Origin of the sequence: Vibrio wakamikoensis, assembly GCF_050337275.1 — a bacterium.
Classification (GTDB): Bacteria; Pseudomonadota; Gammaproteobacteria; order Enterobacterales; family Vibrionaceae; genus Vibrio; species Vibrio chaetopteri.
The window spans coordinates 67521-90550 of record NZ_JAKJST010000016.1 but is presented as its reverse complement, the minus strand read 5'-3'; the positions used below and the strand labels follow the sequence as shown (position 1 = coordinate 90550).

Here is a 23030-nt window from a genome sequence, read left to right as displayed (position 1 = left end):
AGACGAGGGCTTGAGCTAGTCTCAAGCCCTTTTTACTAAAGGGCGAGTCACAGGCCTTTTGGTAAGACTGACCAACAATTTTGCTGTGCTGTTGGAAGGAACTATGCTCGATTTACAAGGATATGAAGCCTCAATACTAAAAGGGGCCGTACTCACCATAGAAGTGGCATTATTGTCACTGATTCTCGCTATGGTGCTGGGTATGTTAGGTGCGCTTGCTAAGATGGCACCTTACAAATGGGCGCGTGCGATTGCGACCCTTTACACGACTATCATCCGAGGCATTCCAGACCTCGTACTTATGATGCTGATTTTCTTCGGCGGACAAATTCTTCTCAACAACAGTTTGTATGCGACAAACGAGTGGTTGAATGAGTGGTTTGCTTCAAGCGACCCTAACCATGAGTGGACATCGTATCTTCCAGATTATATTGATGTGTCGCCTTTCATCGCCGGCGTTCTGACTATTGGCTTCATTTTTGGCGCCTACATGGCAGAAACCTTCCGCGGTGCGATCATGGCTGTGGACAAAGGTGAACTGGAAGCAGCAAAAGCCTATGGCATGAGCTCCACACTGGCTTTTCGACGCATTCTACTACCGCAGATGATTCGCCATGCCTTACCAGGTTTTGGTAACAACTGGCTGGTACTACTTAAAACCACGGCGCTAGTCTCGATCATTGGTCTTGAAGACATGGTGCGTGTGAGTTCGCTCGCGGCCGGTACCACGAAGATGCCGTTTACGTTCTACATGGCCGTTGCCATCATCTTCTTAATCTTCACAAGTGTCTCTACCGGATTTCTCAAATTGGTTGAGCGCAAATTTAGTATTCACGTGAGGTAGGCTATGGACTTTTCTCTGATTATCGACAGCTTGCCTATCTATTTTGATGGCCTTTGGACCACAGTTTGGCTGGTGCTATCAGCACTTGTCATTGGCTTGTGTGTTGCCATCCCACTTGCGATAGCACGTAACAGCGACAATTACTTGTTAAGTTTGCCTTCATGGGGCTTTATCTACTTCTTCCGTGGCACACCGCTGCTGGTTCAGCTTTACCTGATTTATTACGGTATGGATCAATTTTTCCCAGTGAAAGATACCCTTTGGGAGCATGCCTGGTTCTGCGCGCTGGTGGCATTTGTGCTTAATACTTCTGCTTATACCGCGGAAATTATCCGTGGTGCCATCAACGGCTTGCCACGTGGTGAAGTTGAAGCGGCAAAGGCATATGGCATGAGCACTTGGAAAACATATTGCCGTATCATTTTGCCATCGGCATTAAGACGTGCACTTCCTGCTTACAGTAACGAAGTGATCTTTATGCTTCACGGATCCGCCGTGGCTGGTATCGTGACCATTATGGATCTAACGGGGGCTGCTCGTTTGGTGAACTCTCGTTACTACGCGCCATTTGAGTCGTTCTTGGCGGCGGGTATGTTCTATATGGCACTGACGTTTATTATTCTGTGGTGCTTTAAGAAGGCTGAAAAACGTTTCTTGGCGTATATGAGGCCGCTTGGCTCTCAGTAGCACTTAAGCCAAAAAGAGTCAGCGTTAAGACAAAAGAAAGGGGGCGATATCATTGGATATCGCCCCCTTTATACTTTCTTTATTCGGCTAAACGGCAAATTACGAGAAGGTAGACCAAATCGGCGCGTGATCAGACGGCTTTTCAATGCCGCGTAGCTCGTAATCGATGTCCGCTTCCACACACTTTGCTGCGAGGCTTGGTGTTGCTAAAACTACATCAATGCGAAGACCGCGATTGTCATCAAATCCGCGAGAGCGGTAATCAAACCATGAGAACTTGTCGTCAGCATCTGGGTGAAGTTGACGGAAGGTGTCCACGAAGCCCCAATCAAGTAGCGTTTTTAGCCACTTACGCTCTTCCGGTTGGAATGAACACTTGCCTGTTTTCAGCCAACGCTTACGGTTAGGCTCACCGATACCAATATCAAGATCGATTGGGCTGATGTTAATGTCACCCATCACGATGACTTGCTCGTCATTGTTGTGGTACCCGTTAAGGTAAGTCATCAAATCTTGGTAGAACTCACGCTTGTACGGGTATTTCGTCTCGTGTGCGATGTTGTCACCTTGAGGGAAGTAACCGTTAAGTACCGTGACTTTCTCTCCATTCTCATCCTCAAACGTCGCCATGATCATACGCTTCTGATGGTCTTCGTTATCGGTTGGAAAACCTTTTTGCACCGAAATAGGCTCTTTCTTGCAAAGCATAGCCACACCGTAGTGTGCTTTTTGACCGTGAAAGTAAACTTTGTAGCCCATCTCTTCAACGGCTTCGACTGGGAAGGCTTCATCGTGAACTTTGATTTCTTGAAGACCGATGACATCTGGCTGATGCTTGTCAATTAGGGCTTGCAGTTGATGCAGTCTTGCGCGCAGACCATTGATATTAAAGCTGATGACTTTCATTTCTCACTAATCCTGTGATTTTTGAATCGAAAGCAAAATACTAGCATTCTGGCTCAAACACATCCATCGAATTACTTTAAAGACAGCAATATCTAGGTTGAGCTAAAGATGTAAAAATGCTGTAATAAAACGCTCAATAAATAAGACCCTCGGTCGATACAAAAACAATACATGCTCCCCGTTTGCAAAAAGGATGTACTATGCGAACTCTCTCCGTGCAGTGGAAAATCACGGTACTAGCAGGCTTATGCTTGCTGTTCACCTCTATCGCCTTAATTGGCTTTTCACTTTATAACGCCGTTAATAGCCAGCAGTCGATTCAAGCTATGAGCTCACAGTCAGTTTCTGAGAAATCTCAGGCACTGTTAGAAGCGCAAGCTGAGATCAACGCTCGCGAAGTAAAAGCCTACTTCGATGAAGCGGTCTACCGAGCCGAAATGCTGATTGCGAACGCCAAGTTTCAAAAGTTCAACGCCGAAGAGAACTTCTTGCCAAGTGAAGACTTGCGAGTGGCACTGGATGAGATGGTACGTCAGGCCGTGATTCAGTTTCCCTCCATACAAGGCGCGTACTTGGTATTTAAGCCAAATCAACTCGACGGCGAGGACAGCAACTATGAGGGAGCCGATTACGTAGGTTCCAACGAAATCGGTCAGTTTGCGACGTATTGGCAAATTGCTGCAACGGGTGAAAACGCAGTCCGTACGGTGCTAACTAAACAGATTCAAAACGCGATGGAAAATGCCGAGCGTTTTTACTGCCCATTAGCAAGTGGCGCTGCGTGTGTGAGCACACCTAGGCTTACCCAAGTTGGTGAAGCCCAGCATCTGACTTCTTCTTTGTCACTGCCTATTGACGTTGATAACCAAGTGATTGGCTTTTTAGGTATTGATTTACAGCTAACTCAGCTGGCGAAAACGGTGCTTGATTCGGATTCCAGTCTGTTTAATGGCAGCGGTCACGTCAACATTATCAGCTTAGATGAAAGCGTCATTGCCAGTGACAATACAGATATCGCGGCAGGCTCTCGTTACCAAAGTCAGGTACTAAGCGCAGACCAAATTACTGACCTAATGTTTGGTGAGCAAGCTGAGACACTATGGAGTGCTGACAATCAATGGTTAACTGTGTTTAGCCCAGTAAGTATTGCCAACCAAACTTGGGGTGTATTCTTTGATATGCCACGTGATAGCGTCCTTCACGATGCGATTACTCTAGATAGCATTATTTCTCAGCAGTTAAGTGATGGTATTGTATTTGAGGTCATCGTCGGGACAGGTTTCGTTCTCGTTGGCTTAATCATTATTAGCGTAATGTCATCGCGTCTGGTGAAGCCAATTCGTGAAGTGGTTGTCCGCCTAGAGGATATTGCCAGCGGTGAAGGCGATCTTACCCAACGTTTGGATGTGAAATCACAAGACGAAATTGGCCAACTAGCGAAACAATTCAATGCGTTTCTAGCCAAACTGCAAATCACAATCCAGCAAGTGGCCGTGACCACGGAGAAAATCAGTGGCACTGCTGAATCAGCGAACCAAACCGCAATCGCAACAAGAGAGAGCAGTGAAGCGCAGTTTCGCGAAGTAGACCTAGTCGCAACCGCATCAGAAGAGATGACGCAAACAGCCGCGTTGGTGGTTCAAAATGCGGAAGTGGCGGTAGAAGCGGCATCAACAGCCAATGAATCGGCAAGTCAAGGTCAAGAAGTGGCGGAGCTATCAGCGAGTGAAATGGTTCGCTTGGTTGAGCAGATGAAAGTGACTGTGCCAGTAGTGGAAGAGCTTGCCAAAAATAACGCCAATATCACCGAGATTTTGGCGGTGATTGAAGGCATTTCTGAACAAACCAACCTACTTGCACTTAATGCTGCTATCGAAGCTGCGCGTGCTGGTGAGCAGGGTCGTGGTTTTGCTGTTGTTGCTGATGAGGTTCGTAGCCTTGCGAGTCGTACACAAGACTCGGTAGGTGAAATTCAGCAAGTCATCGAACGCGTTCAAAAAGGCACGGCAGATGTGGTTGCGGCTATGCAAGAGAGCTCTAACCTTGCGGACTCAACATCAAATCATGTTCAGCAAGCGGTATCCGCACTGAGCCGCATTTTTGAGTCGATCTCTGCTATCAACGACATGAACTCACAAATTGTTCGCGCAGCAGAAGAGCAACAATCCGTATCGAGTGAAGTGAACCAGAACGTGAGTAACATTCGTGATTTGAGCGCGAAGATCCTTGAAAACGCCGGTGAAGCCGAAAAGGTGGGGCAAGAGATCAATACGCTGTCGGATACGCAGCAATCACTGATGAATCAGTTCAAAGTGTAAAACAACTCAGAGCGGGACAATCAAAACACAAAAGGCGCACTTCTCAAGAGTGCGCCTTTTTCGTGATTGAAAGTAGGGGAATCTTCAATCAGCTCTTTTGGTTAGGCGACTTTCTCGGCTGCGATGTTCACTTTGCCAAATCGCTCTCGCATGCGCTGAAGCATGACCCACACAACAGGCACAACCAAGCAGCCCAGTACTGTTGCAGCCAGCATGCCGCCAAAAGTACTGTAGCCCACCGCGCGGCGAGCACCGTCACCGGCACCGGTCGCAATCACCAAAGGCACAACGCCTAGAATGAATGAGAAGGCCGTCATCAACACCGCACGAAAACGCAGTTTAGTCGCAGAGACGGCAGCATCGACAATCGACACACCCTGAGTTTCACGTAGCTCTTTGGCAAATTCGACAATCAATATCGCATTTCGACTTGCCATACCAACCATGAGTACCAAGCCTACTTGGGTGTAGATATTGATGTCACCGCCCATAATCCAAGTGTGGAACAGAGCGCCAAAAACGGCGGTCGGCACGCAAAGAATAATCGCCAGTGGCGTCACCCATGACTCATATTGCGCCACCAAGAACAGGAAGGTAAACAGCATCGCCATACCAAACATAATCGGTGCTGCGTTGCCTGCTTTTTGCTCTTGATAGGTTAAGCCGGACCAATCGTACTTGTAACCACTAGGTAAGGAGCTATCCGCAATACTTGCCATTGCCGCCACTGCCTGACCTGAGCTGTATCCTGGTGCTGCGACACCATTAATCATCAATGAACTGTAGAGGTTGAAACGCTCTACCGCTTCAGCACCTAGCACATTGCTGATCTCGATAAGCGAGTTGAGCGGCACCATTTTTCCATCGTTTGAGCGCACGTAGTAGCTCGAGATGTCACTGCTGTCTGAGCGGCTTTGTGCTTCCGACTGCAAGAACACCTTATAGTTACGACCAAACTCAGTGAAATCGTTCACATACAAACCACCAAGGTAGGTTTGAAGCGTCATGTAGACTGATTGCAAATCCACATTGGTCGATTTGATTTTATCTCGTTTCAGCTTTACCTCAACTTGTGGCGTGTTAGCGCGGAACATGGTGTAAGTAAAATCAATAGCTGGATGTGCTATCGCTTTCGCCATTAATTCATCGCCTACAGCGGCAAGCTCTGCAGGAGAGCGTCCCAAGGTATCTTCAAGGCGCATTTCGAAGCCAGAGTTCATACCAAGCGCGGGAATTGGCGGCGCGAAGAAGCTAATGATATCGGCATTTTTGATTTGGTTGAGCTTGTCCTGTACTCGTCCCATGATGGCTTTCATGTGCAAGTTGGCATCGGTACGCTCAGACCAGTGGTCGAGATTAACGATCATCATTGCAGAGTTCGACGCCGCTGCGTTGCCAAGCAAGCTAAAGCCCGGCGCAGATACCACGCTTGCTACGCCTTGTTCTTGAAGAACCATCTCAATGGCATCACGGGTGATCTGCTCGGTACGCGCCAGTGAAGCTGCTTGAGGCAGCTCAATATTGACAAAGAAGTTGCCGGAGTCCTCATCGGGTAAGAAGCCGCTTGGCATCTTATAGCCCATAAGCACAATGGCAATGATCATTACGCCAAAGCCAATCATGCTAAGTGTGAGTCGCTTAATCATCAGCGTGACGGTGTTACCAAGCCCTGCCGTTGCCTTATCTAAATATTTGTTGAAGGCTTGCAACCATTTGCCCGGTTTGGGACCGCCCGGACGCATCAAAATTGCGGCAAGTGCAGGCGTCAACGTAAGAGCGTTGACAGTAGAAATCGCAATCGAGACCGAAAGCGTAATACCAAACTGCTGATAAAGCTGACCAGTCAGTCCTGGCATCATAGTCACGGGACCAAATACCGCGAACAGCACTAAGGCAGAGGCCAGGATAGGCCCTGTGACTTCTTGCATCGCTTTGATAGTGGCATCCATGGCAGAAAGATCTTCTACTGCCATCAAGCGCTCAACGTTTTCCACGACGATTATCGCAGCATCCACCACTGCACCAATAGAAAGTACCAAGCCCAGCAGTGTTAGCATGTTCATTGACATGCCCATCGCTTGCATAACCGCAAATGTCGCAATAACCGAAACAGGAATGGCAATCACAGGGATGATAGTCGTACGCCAATCTTGTAGAAAAATGTAAGTCACTGCGGTCACCAAGATAATGGCAATCACAAGCGTTTCCATAACTTCGGCGATGGATACTTTAACAAACTCGGTTTGGTTATATGGAATTTGGTAATCAATACCTTGGGGGAAGCGCGATTTGAGCTCTTCCATCTTGGCGTAAATGCCTTCCGATATCTCTAGTGCGTTGGCGCCAGGCGCTTGATAGATGGCGAGTAAGGCAGCATCCGATTGGTCGTACATCGCTTTTACAATGTACTGTTGTGAGCCAAGCTCTACGCGTCCAAGGTCGGAGATGCGAACCAGCTTACCTGAGGTATCGGCTTTGACGACAATGTCTTCAAATTGCTGTTCATGGCGAAGGCGGCCTTCTGTGCGCACCACCATTTGGAACGGTGAAGTTTCAGTGGCGTAAGGCGCTGCGCCAACGCTACCTGCAGGGCGAATCACGTTTTGCTCACCAATCGCACTAGCGACGTCTTCTGGCACAATGCCAAGACTTGCCATCTTCAGTGGATCGAGCCAAATACGCATTGCGTATTCCATGTCACCAATATTGCGAACCTTAGACACGCCATTAACACGTGCCAGCTCGTCTTTGATGTTCATGTTGGCGTAGTTGTTGAGGAACAGGCCATCTTTGGATTGGTCAGGTGAGTGCACCATCACAGCCATCATGATGTTAGACGCGGTCTTTTCAACTTTAACACCAGAGCGTTTCACTTCCTCCGGAAGTTTTGCCATAGCGCGGTTAACGCGGTTCTGAACTAGAATTTGCGCTTTGTCAGCATCAAAGCCCACTTCGAACGCAACTGTGAGAATGTAGTTTCCATCACTGGCAGATTTAGAGCGCATGTATATCATGCCCTCTACACCGTTGACTTCTTTCTCAATTTCAGTTGCAACCGTGTCACGCAGTACTTCGGCGTTTGCTCCGGTAAATTCGGTGGAGACTTCGATCTCCGGTGGGGCAACGTTAGGGTACTGTTCGACCGGTGCCTTGAGCAGCGCAATTAGACCAATAATGGTCATGATGATGCTCAGTACAATGGCAAACTTAGGGCGACGAATGAAATACTCAACCATGCGTTAGCCCTCAGTTGTTGCGCTAGCTACAGTCGAGCTATCAGTAATGTTGGTAGATACGCTTGAGCCAGGTTTTATTTTTTGCAAACCTTCGCTTACAACCTGCTCTCCCGCTTCGACACCAGATTCTACAAGGAAAACTGCGTCTAGTTGCTGGTACCACTTGATATAGCGCTTTTCGATAAGGTTTTTGCTATCGACAACATAGACAAAGTGACCTCCTTGGTCGAACTGAACCGATTCGCTTGGTACAGACAGTGGCGTGAGTGAGTCATCGACGACTTCAACAGTGACGTATTGGCCTGGCAGTAGCAGTAAGTCCGGGTTCGGGAAATTAAGGCGAACCGTGATGGTGCCGGTTTCAACGTCCACACGGTTATCGACGAAGCCGACTTGGCCAAGGTATGGATAGGTTGCACCGTTCGCGAGTTTCAAGTGCACTTCAAAGTCGCTAGCGTGTTTTTCATCAAGTAGCATGGCTTCTTGAAACTCAGCAAGACCCGAGGTTTCGTTTACTGCGATATTCACCCAAGTGGTATCGAGCTTAACCACTGTCGTCAGTGGTTGGCCTTCTGGTGTCACAATGTCACCGATGCTGTAAACAGAATTGCTGACACGGCCATCGATAGGGCTGTAGATCTTGGTCCAGTTCAGTTCAAGCTGCGCGTTATCGAACTCAGATTTAGCGATCTCAAATGCAGCAATGGAAGTGGTTTCTTCTAGCTCGACTTCTTCGAACTCAAGAGGAGAAAGAGAGCCTTCTTTATAAAGCTTGACGGCGCGCTGCAGTGTGCGCTGCGCCTGGAGCATTTTCGCTTTTGTTTTAGCAAGCTCGGCTTTGGCGGCATTTAAACGTACTTGAAATGGCTGTGGGTCGAGTTCGTATAAAAGCTCACCTTTTTTCACGTCCGCACCTTCCGCGACCGCTTTGGTGATCAATCGACCAGAAACCAATGGGCGAATTTGTACATCTTCAGGAGCACGAGTTCGGCCAACATATTCAGTCGTTGGAAACACATCGCTTTGAGTGACAGCGACGGTGCTGACTTCAACAGAAGACGGCAGTAAATCGGTATTTTGTTCAGCACCACATCCAGAAAGAAAAAGAAGTGAAAGCGAGAGGGCGGTGCTTATTGCGGTTTTGGTCATAAAGATCTCCGACGTGCAAACCCGGGGCAGTAAAAGTGGGCGATTGATGAGCACCGCTTTTGGCTATAGCCCCCGAAGTTTGCGAAACAGTGATGGTTCTATTGCATCATTTAGGCGCGAGCATCCTAGACGCAAAGACCTAAACCACTGAGTGAAATGATACAAATATCAATTTATATCGAAAAAACGTCACGACACGGATGTTAAGGAGATACGCAGTACTAAAACAGTCTAATTGTTAGTTAAGTGTCTGAATTGTCGTGGTAATGTCGTTGCGATGAGAGGTTTTATAAAAGCTGGAATTGAAGTGGTGAATGTGAATGGTTTTGGTATTTTTGACTTAATTTGGCTAACCAACTGAATTAATTGATTTATATTTCTATTTGAATCGTTTGGAATAGTTTTGAGGGGGCGAATGGAAAGTGTGAGCTTGATCGCCAGGGTTTAGAAGTGGCTAATGTTTTAGGACAAGGTTTTTGAGAGCACTTTATAGAAAAAACAAAGCGCTCAGGGTGAGGAGCGCTTTGTAGATGCTTTCAGATTGACGAGCAGATTGACGAGTTCATTTAAGCGTCTTCGGCGTGACCGAACATTTTCGCTGCGTACTCGACACGTTCTTCTGGACTAGGATATTCAAAGGGATTTGGCGTACCCAATGACTCGATGTGCTGTAGCCTTGGTAAAATACCACAGCCGTTAGCAATTTGAATCGCAAGTCCTGGACGCGCGTTAAGCTCAAGTACCATTGGACCTTCTTCTTTATCGAGAACCATGTCCGTTCCCATGTAACCTAGGCCTGTCATTTCATACGCGCTAGAGGCAAGCGTGAGCAGTCGTTTCCAATGAGGAACGGCGAGTGTTGCAAGCTCTTTGCCTGTATCAGGGTGAAGGGTGACAGGGCGGTCAAACTGTACCGCACGCACTGCTTTGCCGGTCGCAATGTCGATACCTACACCGACAGCGCCTTGGTGAAGGTTCGCTTTGCCGTCAGAGGCTGAAGTAGACAAACGCATCATCGCCATAACAGGGTAGCCCTGGAATACAATAATACGAACGTCTGGCACACCTTCATAACTAAAGCCATCAAAGCAGTCGTCAAACTTAATCAGGTTTTCAACCACGGCAACATCGTTCTTACCACCAAGTGAGAACAGACCTGCAAGAGTGTTACTGATGTGACGCTCAACATCTTCTTTGTTAATTGTCGCACCAGAGGGCTTAGTGTAAACGCCATCCTTGTGGCTCACTATCACCAAAATGCCTTTACCACCACTGCCTTGCGCTGGCTTAATCACAAAGCCGGGCCAATCTTTAACCATAGCATGGATGTGTTTTGCTTCCGCTTGGTTGTTAACGACGCCGATTAGAGCTGGCGTTGTCGCGCCAGCTTTCTCTGCAATGATTTTGGTTTTTAGCTTGTCATCCACAAGTGGATACTTTGAGCGGTCGTTGTATTTACCGATATAACCATGGTTACGTTGGTTCATACCCATGATGCCGCGATCACGAAGCTTAAAAGGACTGGTTAGCTTTCCAAGCATAGATTAGTCCTCCGTCAGTGGTTTAAAGCGACGCAGTTCAGTGAGTCGGTAACCTGTGTAAGTACCTAGTAGCAAGATACCGCCAAGGATAACCAGCTGCAGACCGATAAAGTTAAACGTTAGGTGCTGAATGTAAGGGTTGGTCATCGCTAGGTAGACAAGTACCGCGGTGAGTAGCGAACCACCACCTTGCAACACAACTTCCTTCGCTCCCTCTTCTTCCCAAAGGATAGACATACGTTCGATTGTCCAAGAAAGGATAATCATTGGGAAGAAGGTAATGGATAGACCTTCTGTCAGACCAATCTTAAATGCGACAACCGTAAAGACAGAGATAATCAAGATTACGGTAATGATTACCGCGGATATCCGAGCGACGAGCAACAGATTGAGCTTGGATAGATAGCTACGAATTACCAGACCCGTACCGACAATCAATAGGAAACCAACAATACCGGTTACTAGCTGAGTTTGTACGAACGCCACCGCAATCAGTACCGGCATGAAGGTACCAGAGGTCTTTAGACCAATCAGAATACGTAGGAACACGACAATCAGCGCGCCGATTGGAATCAGCATGATGGTTTTAAACATGGCTTGCTCTTCAAGAGGCAGGCTATGAATTGAGAAGTTCAACAGACCGTCAGAATCCACTTTACTGTTCGTTGCTTCTTGAGGAGATACCTCTTGAGCGATCATAGTGAAGTGAACTTTACTGTCTTTACCGCCAACAACATCAAGTAGCGATACGTTAGATTCGTCCCAAACAAGCAGATTGGCTTGTTTTTTACCTTCTGTGGATTCTGGAGAGAAGATTTGCCACTTAGCACCGTCCCACACACTCAACATTTGTTGAATAGATTGACGTCGACGACCATCTTCCAGTTCGATAACGCCCACAACCTTGCTTGGTACTTCAGCAAACGCCAGCAGTTTTGCAGCGGCTTGAAGTTTGGTCATGTTGTTAAGAATAAGTGCAGAGTTTTGGCTATCACCATCGTTCAGTGCTTTGATAAGCTCGCGTGTGAAGGTGATGTTGTCAGAGGAGCGAGATTGAGCGCGATCCATCAGGGCAACAGCTGCGGCTTCTTCTGGGCCATCAAAGGTTGGCTTAATCACGTCTTCCGCTGGAGGAGTAGAGCTTGCCAGCGCTTGGTCGTCCACAAGAAATTGGGTTTTGTAGTAGATGGTTTGCGGACCTTGTGCCTCGCGGATTGACCACTCTGCACGGCGACCTGCATCAGAATCGACATATGAGACACCGTAACCTGGAGAAGAGGCTGATTCGCCAATAAGTGTGAATCCTTCTTGAGTGTATGGTGCTGCGAGTGAAACCTTGGCCGGTTTACCAATTGCATTAAACTCGACACGAGCCTCAATGTCCCATACTTGGCGAGTTTCGCCTGGAGTCCATGGTACGCCGTAGGTATCGTGTCTGATGACACTCAGCGCGATACCCGCTGCAATGAGTAATCCTACAGATAGGAAAAATGGAATACGTGAAGTCATAAACAACCTTATTATTGTAATTGCTTCCCTGAAGGAGGTGTTATTTTAAAGAAAACTACTTGTTAGATGAAAGTATATATTGCTGACTTACATCAACTAAAGCAATATCTTTGATAAATTCTCTTCCTAGTAATATAGGGTGGGTCATTTGTGAGCGATCTGCCAGTGTAAATTGAGCTTTTTCATGGATTTTTCCAACACGGATCCAAAGTTCAACCACCGCTCTACGTTCCATTTTTTCACTGGTTGACTGACGAATTTTCACATATCGAATTACTGGCGCTTCTATCCAGCGATCATTTTCTTTGCGGGACTTATCATCAAGAAGTTTGAATTTTACCCACTGCTTACCATCTCTTTCGAATGCTTGAATATCCGATGCACTGAGTGAAGAAGTCACCGCGCCGGTATCCACACGCGCATCAAAACTGCGGTCGAGTATATCGAGGTGGACTTGTTCGACGGAGCCTAAAACAACAGGAGTAGAAGAGGAGGATTTAGGAGCGATAATTGGCAGTGGCTTATTTTGCTTTTCAGCTTGTTCTTCGCCAAGTTGTGCCTGCTTCAAAGCTTCGACTTCTTTAGTGAGTGCGATGACTTCGGTTTCTAAGCTATCAATGTAGTCAGCGTTGTTGCTTAACTGCAGTGTAAGGTTAGTCAGTTTGTTGTCGAGGCGCGCTTCAGATTCTTGAATTGCGCTGATGGTGTTTTGATGAAGTTCTTGGTGATTGACTGTAGAACAACCCGAAAGTAGGCCGATGGCGACAAGAGATGCCAAGCGTTTATACATCTTAAACCCTAAAAAACAATAAAATGGAACTGGAAGGCTAGGGATTTTATCGTAACCAATAGGGAGTGCGATACTCCCTATTGTCAGAGCTGCGTCAGACTTATAAAAGCTCGGTCAAAGTTGCTGTATTTGGCAACAATTTCTCAAAGATTGAGACTATTTGTTTGGGTTTTCAGCGACTAACACAGCGCGTCTAGGTGCTGGATACCCTTCGACAGTTTTGCTTGGGTCGTTAGGATCTAAGTATTCAGGGAGTGAATTATGTGTCATCCAACCTGTGGTACGCTGCTCCTCTGTAGAGGTAACGTTTTCATCTACAATACGAACATTCACAAAGCCAACTTTTTCTAACCATACTTTTAGCGCGCGCGCAGATGGGAAGAAGTACACATTACGCATTTGCGCGTAGCGATCGACGGGGACAAGCACGGCATTTTCATCACCGTCGATAACTAAGGTCTCTAATACGAGCTCACCGCCCGCGACCAACTGGTTCTTCAATTGGATCAGATGATCAAGAGGAGAGCGGCGGTGGTACAAAACACCCATGCTAAATACCGTATCAAATGCTCGAAGTTCCGGAAGCTGCTCGATACCTAATGGTAAAAGGTGCGTGCGCTGGTCGTCGCCCATCAGCTTACGAATTGCTTCAAACTGCACTAGGAATAGATGTGAAGGGTCGATACCCACACAAAGACGCGCGCCTTCACCTAGCATGCGCCACATGTGGTAACCATTGCCGCAGCCCACATCCAATACTGAACGGTTTTTAAGTGGGGAAATGTGCGGCAATACGCGATCCCACTTCCAGTCAGAGCGCCACTCGGTGTCGATATGAATATCGTGAACGCGATATGGGCCTTTACGCCACGGGTGGAAGGTGCGCAGCAGGTTCTCTAGCTTCTTCATTTCACCCATCGCAAGCGGTTCATTGTTCGCGAGTGACACTTCCGATTTCAGTTCAACATTATCAGGTTGACCGGTTGGAATCTTCGCGAGCGCACGCAACCAGCGGTCAAAATCACCGTGCTCGGCATTCTGCCAGTCGGTGAGTTGCTGTGGCAGGATGTTAAGCCAAGGCTGAAGTTTGGTATCTTGAGCGATGAGCTGATAAAAGTTAGCAAAGTTAAACATGAAACTCTCAACAATAATGGGTGACAATAGCTAGGGTAAAAATAGTATGCAGGTTATTTATAGATTGCAGACTACTTAATGGCGAACATAGATCCGAAGTTAAAGCATTGGAACCAGACTTCGTAGCTGGTGAAACCGATCTCTTTAAAGCGCTCTTTGTGCATTGTGATTGAATCAGGACGCATCACATTTTCAATCGCACTGCGCTTTTGACTGATTTCCAGTTCGCTGTAGCCGTTAGCGCGTTTGAAGTCATGATGCAGGTCGATAAGGAGCTCGTTTGAGTTCTCATCTTCAAACACATACTTCTCAGACAGAATTAAAATGCCGCCCGGGCGCAGACCAGCGTAGATTTTTTCAAGCAGCGTCCGGCGATCGTCTGGCGATAGAAACTGTAGGGTAAAGTTAAGTACCACAACAGAGGCATCTTTGATTTCAATATCGCGAATGTCTGCCTCGACAACAGCAACTGGCGTGTCTGAGCGGTAGGCGTTGACGTGCAACTTACAGCGCTCAACCATCGCTGATGAGTTATCAACGGCAATGATCTGGCAGCCTTCTTGGCTGATGTTACGGCGCATGGATAGCGTTGCCGCGCCAAGTGAACAACCCAAATCGTAAATAGTGGAGTGTGGCTTAGCAAATCGCTCTGCCAACATACCAATTGCAGAAATAATGTTGCTGTAGCCAGGTACGCTACGCTGGATCATATCTGGAAAGACTTCTGCTACTCGTTCATCAAAGGTGAAATCACCAATTCTGTCGATAGGAGCAGAGAAAATAGTATCTTTATTCTGCATGTTAAGATTCCCCATTGCCGATTCGGACGGACGCAATAAAAAAGGCGCGCATTTTACGTCATTTAACCTGAAATGTCATTATTGCTTTTACAGGCAGTGTCGTAGGGTTTTTGAGCGACTAAAACATGGAGATTTGATGGTCATCTCGAAGACAAGGAAAGGTCGGTTTATCGCTTAAAGTAATGTTGCCGGCTAGTGACGCTTTGAGCTCCTTATATAGCTTGATTGCCAGTTCCGGTGCTTCCACATTGTCAGGCGTGTGGATCATCAAATAGGGCTGCTTACCTTGTTCAATCCATTGTTCCAGTTTCTTCTCCCAGGGTTTAAAAAACGCCAAGTTAGCTTCCATATCAGGGTGGCCAATAAAGCGGATCATTGGATGATCCGCGGTGGCAATAGCATGCACTGGCACTTTGGGCTTTTTGTCGTGAGCATCAATAACCGCTGCGGTGGTAGGCGCTGCGGAAAAAACGGGGCGAGAGTCCATAATAATGCGGTCGATGTGATGCTCCATGAGCCATTGGTTGAAGACTCGCTCTTGTTCGGATTTATTGAAAAAGCCTAAATGTCTCACTTCAACTCCAAGCTTCATTTCAGATGGAAACTTGTTGCATAACGCTTGCAGGGCAGGGAGATCGGCAGGTGAAAACTTACTTGGCAGTTGAATGGTCCACATACCCACTTTGTGGTGCAAAGGTGCCATGACCTGCAAGAACGCAGTAAGCTCATCTTGGCATTGGTTGAGCATTCGTCCATGAGTAATCGATTTCGGAAGTTTAAAGGTAAAGCGGAAATCATCAGAGGTAGAATCATTCCAACTGGTGACAGTCTTCGCGCTTGGTGTGGCGTAAAACGTTGTGTTGCCTTCGACCGTATCAAATACAGACGCGTAGCGCTCTAAGCGTTCCCCAGGTTTAGTACCTTTTCCGTAGAAAGAGTGCTGCCAGTCATTGTGAGACCACATGGTTAATCCAAGTCGCAATGTCGGTTCACTCATTTCTCATCCTTTCAATGCAAGTCAACAAAAGCCACTAAGGAATAGGATTTGTTGATATTTTGTCCGTTTCAAGTGTTCTAGCTTAGCAACAGGCAATTAAACACAACAATTCTATCAAATTAGGTCGATTTTAGACGATTTTCCGAGTATAAATGAACCTTTGATTTTGTGGGTGGATTTAGTATTGGCGACTTTTCACGCCATCACCCACAATATAGATTTCATATAAACGTTTTCATATAAACAATCGGAAATTGGGAAATTCATTATGCGTAGCCATTACTGTGGTCACCTGAACAAGTCCCTTGCAGGACAAACTGTAGAACTGTGCGGCTGGGTAAACCGTCGTCGTGATTTAGGCGGTCTTATCTTTATCGATATGCGAGATCGTGAAGGTATCGTTCAGGTTGTTGTTGATCCAGATATGGCGGATGCTTATGAAGTAGCGAACCAACTTCGTAACGAATTCTGCATCAAGCTAACTGGTGAAGTTCGTGTACGTCCAGAGAGCCAAGTAAACAAAGACATGGCAACAGGTGAAGTTGAGATCCTTGCAAAAGGTCTTGAAATCATCAACCGTAGCGACGTGCTACCTCTAGACTTCAACCAAACGAACACTGAAGAGCAACGTCTGAAGTACCGTTATATCGATCTACGTCGCCCAGAGATGAGCGATCGTATTAAACTGCGCGCTAAAGCATCAAGCTTTGTTCGTCGTTTCCTAGATGACAACGGCTTCCTAGACATCGAAACGCCAGTACTAACGAAAGCGACGCCAGAAGGTGCTCGTGACTACCTAGTACCAAGCCGCGTGCACAAAGGTTCGTTCTACGCACTTCCACAGTCTCCACAGCTATTCAAACAGCTGCTGATGATGTCTGGCTTTGATCGCTACTACCAAATCGTAAAGTGTTTCCGTGATGAAGACTTGCGTGCTGACCGTCAACCAGAATTCACTCAGATCGATATCGAAACATCATTCATGTCGGCTGACCAAGTACGTGAAGTGACTGAAAAAATGGTTCGCGACATGTGGCAAGAGCTGCTGAACGTAGACCTAGGTCAGTTCCCAGTGATGCCATTCTCTGAAGCGATTCGTCGTTTCGGTAGCGACAAGCCAGATCTACGTAACCCACTAGAGCTAGTGGACGTTGCTGATCTGTTGAAAGACGTTGAGTTCAAAGTGTTCTCTGGTCCTGCAAACGACGAGAAAGGTCGCGTAGCGGTTATCCGTGTACCAGGCGGCGCTAAACTGACTCGTAAGCAAATCGACAGCTATGCTGAGTACGTAGGTATCTACGGCGCGAAAGGTCTAGCATGGATGAAGGTTAACGACCGTGCTGCTGGCATGGAAGGTATCCAATCTCCAGTCGCTAAGTTCCTAAACATCGATGTGATCAACGGTATTCTTGAGCGTACGGACGCAGAATCTGGCGACATCATCCTATTCGGTGCAGACAAAGCAAACACAGTTGCAGAAGCAATGGGCGCGCTACGTCTTAAGATTGGTAAAGATCTTGAGCTTACGGACGAGTCTATGTGGGCTCCACTATGGGTTGTTGACTTCCCAATGTTCGAAGAAGATGGCGAGGGTAACCTGCACGCAATGCACCACCCATTCACGTCTCCTCTTGGCATGACGGCGGAAGAGCTAAAAGCGAATCCAGCAGCTGCAAACTCTAACGCATACGACATGGTTCTAAACGGCTATGAAGTCGGCGGCGGCAGCGTTCGTATCCACAACGCAGAAATGCAAGCAGCGGTATTCGAGATTCTTGGTATCGATGCAGAAGAGCAACGTGAGAAGTTCGGATTCCTACTAGACGCACTGAAGTTCGGTACACCACCGCACGCAGGTCTAGCATTTGGCCTTGACCGTCTAGTGATGCTACTTTGTGGTACAGAGAACATCCGTGACGTTATCGCATTCCCGAAAACAACCGCAGCAGCATGTCTACTAACAGACGCACCAAGCGCAGCAAACCCAGCAGCACTTGAAGAGCTAGCGATTGCAGTAACGGCTGCGAAAGAGAAGAAAGACGCTTAATCTTTCTCGTGTGTTGCGGCGATGCGCAGCGAGCCTGTTAGCTCCTCCCTTTACTAAGGGGAGGCTGGGAGGGGTGCTCTTGTCCTGCTTAATTGATCAAAATAAAGCGAAAAAGCCAAAAGCACCCCCTCTAACTCCCCCTTATAAAGGGGGAGAACAACAGGCTCGTTACTACGTAACATCGCAAAGCCCAACACACAACAAAAACTCCCGCATTCGCGGGAGTTTTTGTTTCTAAATTCTGTATAGTTATACCACCCTATAAAAGTCCAAATTCATAGAACTCAAAGGATTAACCATGGCAGGTCACAGTAAATGGGCGAACATTCGTCATCGTAAAGCCGCGCAGGACGCTAAGCGTGGCAAAATCTTCACTAAGCTAATTCGCGAAATCGTCGTTGCCGCAAAAGAGGGTGGAGGCGAGATTGACAACAATCCAAGACTTCGCGCCGCAATCGATAAAGCACTGTCAAACAACATGACTCGCGACACAGTAAACCGCGCGGTATCTCGTGGTGCTGGTGGTGAAGGTGATGACAACATGGAGACCGTCATCTACGAAGGTTACGGGCCTGGTGGCACAGCTGTGATGGTGGAGTGTATGACGGACAACCGCAATCGTACCGTTTCTGGTGTTCGTCACGCGTTCTCAAAAGCGGGTGGTAACCTAGGTACTGATGGCAGTGTTAACTATCTGTTCGATAAGAAAGGGGTTATCTCATACGCGCCGGGTCTAGATGAAGACGAGGTTATGGAAGTCGCTCTCGAAGGCGGTGCCGATGATATCGAAACCGGTGAAGATGGCGCGATCGATGTATACACCGATCCTACCGAATTTGGCTCGGTTAAAGACGCACTGGACGAAGCTGGGTTTGACGCGTCAAACGCGGAAGTAACCCTAGTGCCATCAACGAAAGCAGATCTAGATGAGTCTACAGCACCAAAATTGTTGCGACTTATTGATGCATTGGAAGATCTCGATGACGTCCAAGAGGTATACCACAACGGTGATATCTCTGATGAAGTTGCAGCGACGTTAGAGTAAATAGCGAGAAACAATGTCTATTATTTTAGGAATTGACCCAGGCTCACGAATCACAGGCTACGGCGTGATTCGTCAGCAGGGTCGACATTTGCAGTATTTGGGGAGCGGCTGTATCCGGACCTCAGAAAAAGAATTACCCGGTCGACTAAAACAGATTTACGCTGGTGTCAGTGAAATCATTACTCAGTTTCAACCGGATGTGTTCGCCATTGAGCAGGTCTTCATGGCCAAAAATGCCGACTCAGCGCTGAAGTTAGGTCAAGCAAGAGGCAGTGCGATTGTCGCTGCGGTCAACCACGATTTACCCGTTTACGAGTATGCGGCAAGGCTTATTAAGCAGGCCGTCGTGGGTACCGGCGCCGCAGACAAAGCTCAGGTTCAGCACATGGTGATGGCGATGTTGAAGTTGCCTTCTAAGCCACAAGCAGACGCAGCCGATGCGCTCGGCGTTGCTATCTGTCATGCCAACACCAACAAAACGCTCGTCGCGCTTGCTGGTAAAGCGAGTGGTGCAAAGAAAGGGCGCTATCGTTAATCTTGAGGATCGTCTCTTTAAGGCGTTACCGTCTTGGATACCGATAGTTTTAACGATAACCAGCCCACAGTTTTAGAGCTTTTTACCTAGTGCGCCTTGTTAATCATTTGTTAACTTTCTAAGATTGGTCTGATGAGTGAGTCAAAGGACCAATAATAAGGAAAACAAAGGCATGTGGCACAACTTAATAAATAACGCTCAAAGTCTCTCCCGTAATACTCTTCGCAAAGCTGAAATCACCGCTGTATTTACTGTTGTCGCGCTGATCGTTGGTCTGTACAGCGCTATTAAGTGGCAATCTAACGGACATGCATTACTGTTTTTAACGTCGGTACTGCTTATTGCAATCGAAGTTATTGGCTTGGTGGTGTTGCGATTTACCAAGCAAATCACGCTAGCGCTCAATATCGGCTTCCTTGGGATGGTTGTTCATGCAGTGAACATCATTTATCAAAGCGGCGGCATCGTAGATTCTACTCAGGCATTTTGGGCACCTTTGCTCATTGTCGCTTTCTACCTCTCGGCTTCTAGAGCGATGGCGCTGACTTGGAGTGTCGGTATTCTGCTGGTCGCGGGCGTTATGACTTACCTTCACACTAGTGGCTTTTCATTCCCAACGATTTCACTATCGGCCTCTAAGCAAAATGTAGAAATTTGGTCTGGCATGCTGCTGCCACTTTGCGTGATTTGTTTTGCCCAGAGCTTTACCGCGAAGCAAAAAGAGAGTGCAATTCATCGTGCAGAAAAAGCGATGAAAGAGAGCAAACTGCAAGCCGAAAAAGCCTCGCAAGGTGAAAAGCGCATGGATGGCATGTTAGTGACCGTAAACGCCAGTGTGAAAGAGCTTGATGAAGTGATACATCAGGTAAATACGCAATCGTCGCAGCTAAACTCAAACGTACAGTCGCTTGGCATGAACAGTGCTTCACAGGCGAGCGCTGCAGAAGAAATGAGCCAGCAACTAGAACAGTTGTCTTCGTTTACTCAAGAGTCTGTGAACTTCATGGAGCAAGTTATTGGTCAAACCGACGCAATCAAGCAGCAAGCGGAAAGCAGCTCGGAAATGCTTAGTGCGTCCACTGAGGCGATTGCCAATATCGATAGTAGTAACCAAAAAGTCGTGTCTGTCATTGAGCTAATCACCTCAGTGGCTGAACAAACCAATTTGCTGGCACTCAATGCAGCCATTGAAGCTGCGCGAGCGGGTGACCATGGCCGCGGCTTTGCGGTCGTTGCTGAGCAGGTGAGGGAGCTCTCTTCGAAAACCAGTAACTCAGTTGAGGAAATTCGCACCTTAATCAGCAACAGTCAGCAGCAGATTGACTCAGGGCAACAGACAATCCAGACCACGGTGAAAGAGCTCAGCCAGATGATTGAGCAAGTCCAAGTCATTTCAACTGAAATCACCGACCTCAGTCACTTAGTTACCCAGCAAAACCAAGCAATAGGGGAGCTAGATCAAGCGAGTAGCGATGTGGCACGCTCGGTAACAGGGAGCAAAGCAATTGCTGAGGATATTCAAACCATCAGTGACGAGCTCAATCAACAGATAGCAGAAGGCACTGAGCTCTCCGAGCGACTGCGCTCGGCTATGAGCTAAAATGTGAAGAGAATAACTGGATACCCATCCAGTTATTCTATATCCTAAGCCCTATTGCAACGAACAATGAGACATAGACTGTGATAGGACGACTGCGTGGCACGCTAATCGAAAAACAACCTCCTGAACTACTGATTGAAGTTGGTGGCGTAGGGTACGAAGTTCAAATGCCAATGAGCTGTTTTTACGAGCTGCCAGAAATTGGTCAAGAAGCCATTATTTACACCCATTTTGTCGTTCGTGAAGACGCACAGCTTCTTTACGGATTCAATACCGTGCGAGAGCGCGCTCTGTTCCGCGAAGTGATCAAAGCCAACGGTGTCGGTCCTAAGTTGGGGTTGGGTATCCTATCTGGTATGTCTGCCAGCCAATTTGTCTCGTGCGTTGAGCGCGAAGATATTTCCACCCTTGTTAAACTGCCTGGTGTGGGTAAGAAAACCGCTGAACGTCTCGTCGTTGAAATGAAGGATCGCCTTAAAGGTTGGGGCGCTGGTGACCTGTTTACGCCAGCGACGGACGCTGCGCCGATGGACAGTGCTGGTGCGATGTCTAGCGAAAGTGCCGAAGAAGAAGCGGTAAGCGCGCTGCTTGCACTGGGTTACAAACCAACGCAAGCATCGAAAGTGGTTTCTCAAGTAGCGAAGCCAGACATGACCAGTGAAGCGCTGATCCGTGAAGCACTGCGTACTATGGTTTAATGACCAAGCGGTATTTTTAGAGAGACAGTTAGATGATTGAAGCCGATCGCTTAATCGCCCCAGAAAACCCAGTTTTCCGTGATGAAGACGTCATCGATAGAGCTATTCGTCCTAAGAAGTTGGCTGACTATGAAGGTCAGGATCACGTTAGTGACCAGATGGAAATTTTCATCAAGGCCGCACAGCTACGTAACGAAGCGCTCGATCATTTATTGATATTCGGACCTCCTGGTTTGGGTAAGACCACGTTGGCGAATATCGTTGCCAACGAGATGGAAGTAAACATCCGTACCACTTCTGGCCCAGTGCTTGAAAAAGCCGGCGACCTTGCTGCGCTGTTGACCAATCTTGAAGAAAACGATGTACTGTTCATCGATGAGATCCACCGTTTAAGCCCAATGGTGGAAGAGGTGCTGTATCCGGCGATGGAAGATTACCAGCTGGATATCATGATTGGTGAAGGGCCTGCGGCTCGCTCAATCAAGATTGACTTGCCGCCGTTTACGCTCATTGGTGCAACGACGCGCGCGGGCTCATTGACGTCACCGCTTCGTGACCGATTTGGTATCGTTCAGCGTCTTGAGTACTACAAGATTGCCGACCTTCAAAATATCGTGCAGCGCAGTGCTCGTTGCTTGGGCTTGTCGATGGACCCAGAAGGGGCGTTAGAAATTGCCCGTCGAGCTCGTGGTACACCTCGTATTGCTAACCGACTGCTACGCCGTGTGCGTGACTATGCAGAGGTGAAAGGTAACGGGCATATCTGTGCTGACATTGCAGACAAAGCTCTGAACATGCTTGATGTCGATAACCAAGGTTTCGATTACATGGATAGAAAACTGCTGCTCTCCATCATGGAGAAGTTCTCTGGTGGCCCTGTCGGGTTAGATAACCTAGCAGCAGCGATAGGTGAAGAGAAAGACACTATCGAAGATGTCATTGAACCTTACTTGATTCAGCAAGGCTATCTGCAACGAACCCCGCGTGGGCGTATTGCCTCAGATAGAGCCTACTTACACTTTGGAATCGATAAAGTTTAAAGCCGCGATGTAAGACTGTGATACGCAACTCATGTTCTACATCACAGAAATGAAATTTGTCAGACCAATTATTGAGCTGCATATTTGTAAAGTAATATTGCGAATATGCGGCTTTCTTTTATTTACATGTCCTATCACTAAAATCTATCAATTT

Annotated in this window: 18 protein-coding genes; 9 read left to right on the top strand and 9 right to left on the bottom strand. The window is 47.5% G+C overall.

Annotation, left to right across the window (positions count from 1 at the left end; translation table 11 throughout):
- Nucleotides 1-103: 103 nt before the first annotated feature.
- Both L4C42_RS07605 and L4C42_RS07600 read left to right on the top strand, forming a co-directional pair.
- Complete coding sequence (locus L4C42_RS07605; RefSeq protein WP_353496564.1) at nt 104-844, top strand: ABC transporter permease; 741 nt, start codon at nt 104-106, stop codon at nt 842-844.
- 3 nt (nt 845-847) lie between these two features.
- Nucleotides 848-1531 carry an ABC transporter permease gene (locus L4C42_RS07600; RefSeq protein ID WP_353496563.1) on the top strand — a complete coding sequence of 228 codons (684 nt, stop codon included), beginning with the start codon at nt 848-850 and terminating at the stop codon, nt 1529-1531.
- A gap of 99 nt (nt 1532-1630) precedes the next feature.
- Here L4C42_RS07600 and xthA read toward each other — a convergent pair whose 3' ends face one another.
- On the bottom strand, nt 1631-2437 hold the full coding sequence (xthA, locus tag L4C42_RS07595; protein ID WP_353496562.1) for an exodeoxyribonuclease III: 807 nt from the start codon (nt 2435-2437) through the stop codon (nt 1631-1633).
- A gap of 200 nt (nt 2438-2637) precedes the next feature.
- Here xthA and L4C42_RS07590 point away from each other — a divergent pair, with 200 nt between their 5' ends.
- The gene (locus L4C42_RS07590; protein ID WP_353496561.1) at nt 2638-4755 is read left to right on the top strand and encodes a methyl-accepting chemotaxis protein; all 2118 of its coding nucleotides are present in this window, start codon (nt 2638-2640) and stop codon (nt 4753-4755) included.
- A 101-nt stretch (nt 4756-4856) separates the two neighbouring features.
- Here L4C42_RS07590 and L4C42_RS07585 read toward each other — a convergent pair whose 3' ends face one another.
- The 8 genes from L4C42_RS07585 to L4C42_RS07550 form a co-directional block, all read right to left on the bottom strand.
- Entirely contained in the window at nt 4857-7991 is a 3135-nt protein-coding gene (locus L4C42_RS07585) for an efflux RND transporter permease subunit (protein ID WP_429759977.1), read from the bottom strand.
- A 3-nt stretch (nt 7992-7994) separates the two neighbouring features.
- On the bottom strand, nt 7995-9140 hold the full coding sequence (locus L4C42_RS07580) for an efflux RND transporter periplasmic adaptor subunit (protein ID WP_353496559.1): 1146 nt from the start codon (nt 9138-9140) through the stop codon (nt 7995-7997).
- A 566-nt stretch (nt 9141-9706) separates the two neighbouring features.
- A complete protein-coding gene (locus L4C42_RS07575) occupies nt 9707-10681 on the bottom strand; it encodes an alpha-L-glutamate ligase-like protein (RefSeq protein ID WP_353496558.1) in 975 nt (324 codons plus the stop codon).
- Between the two features lie 3 nt (nt 10682-10684).
- A complete protein-coding gene (locus tag L4C42_RS07570; RefSeq protein ID WP_353496557.1) occupies nt 10685-12190 on the bottom strand; it encodes an inactive transglutaminase family protein in 1506 nt (501 codons plus the stop codon).
- 55 nt (nt 12191-12245) lie between these two features.
- On the bottom strand, nt 12246-12980 hold the full coding sequence (locus tag L4C42_RS07565) for an ATP-dependent zinc protease family protein (protein WP_418642087.1): 735 nt from the start codon (nt 12978-12980) through the stop codon (nt 12246-12248).
- Nucleotides 12981-13136: 156 nt separating this feature from the next.
- Entirely contained in the window at nt 13137-14114 is a 978-nt protein-coding gene (gene cmoB / locus L4C42_RS07560) for a tRNA 5-methoxyuridine(34)/uridine 5-oxyacetic acid(34) synthase CmoB (protein ID WP_353496555.1), read from the bottom strand.
- A 71-nt stretch (nt 14115-14185) separates the two neighbouring features.
- Nucleotides 14186-14914, bottom strand: a complete 729-nt coding sequence (gene cmoA / locus L4C42_RS07555) for a carboxy-S-adenosyl-L-methionine synthase CmoA (protein WP_353496554.1) — start codon at nt 14912-14914, stop codon at nt 14186-14188.
- Between the two features lie 118 nt (nt 14915-15032).
- Entirely contained in the window at nt 15033-15911 is an 879-nt protein-coding gene (locus L4C42_RS07550; RefSeq protein WP_418642089.1) for a DUF72 domain-containing protein, read from the bottom strand.
- A gap of 268 nt (nt 15912-16179) precedes the next feature.
- On the opposite strand from L4C42_RS07550, the gene aspS reads away from it, so the two are divergent.
- The 6 genes from aspS to ruvB all read left to right on the top strand — a co-directional run bounded on the left by aspS (nt 16180) and on the right by ruvB (nt 22876).
- Nucleotides 16180-17958 (top strand): aspartate--tRNA ligase, encoded by a 1779-nt coding sequence (gene aspS, locus L4C42_RS07545; RefSeq protein ID WP_353496552.1) that lies wholly within the window; start codon nt 16180-16182, stop codon nt 17956-17958.
- A 298-nt stretch (nt 17959-18256) separates the two neighbouring features.
- Nucleotides 18257-19003 carry a YebC/PmpR family DNA-binding transcriptional regulator gene (locus L4C42_RS07540; protein WP_353496551.1) on the top strand — a complete coding sequence of 249 codons (747 nt, stop codon included), beginning with the start codon at nt 18257-18259 and terminating at the stop codon, nt 19001-19003.
- A gap of 13 nt (nt 19004-19016) precedes the next feature.
- On the top strand, nt 19017-19538 hold the full coding sequence (gene ruvC, locus L4C42_RS07535; protein ID WP_353496550.1) for a crossover junction endodeoxyribonuclease RuvC: 522 nt from the start codon (nt 19017-19019) through the stop codon (nt 19536-19538).
- Between the two features lie 172 nt (nt 19539-19710).
- The gene (locus tag L4C42_RS07530) at nt 19711-21138 is read left to right on the top strand and encodes a methyl-accepting chemotaxis protein (protein WP_353496549.1); all 1428 of its coding nucleotides are present in this window, start codon (nt 19711-19713) and stop codon (nt 21136-21138) included.
- A gap of 80 nt (nt 21139-21218) precedes the next feature.
- Nucleotides 21219-21836, top strand: coding sequence for a Holliday junction branch migration protein RuvA (gene ruvA / locus L4C42_RS07525; protein ID WP_353496548.1), 618 nt, complete (start codon nt 21219-21221; stop codon nt 21834-21836).
- A 32-nt stretch (nt 21837-21868) separates the two neighbouring features.
- Nucleotides 21869-22876 (top strand): Holliday junction branch migration DNA helicase RuvB, encoded by a 1008-nt coding sequence (gene ruvB / locus L4C42_RS07520; RefSeq protein ID WP_418642090.1) that lies wholly within the window; start codon nt 21869-21871, stop codon nt 22874-22876.
- Nucleotides 22877-23030 lie beyond the last annotated feature (154 nt).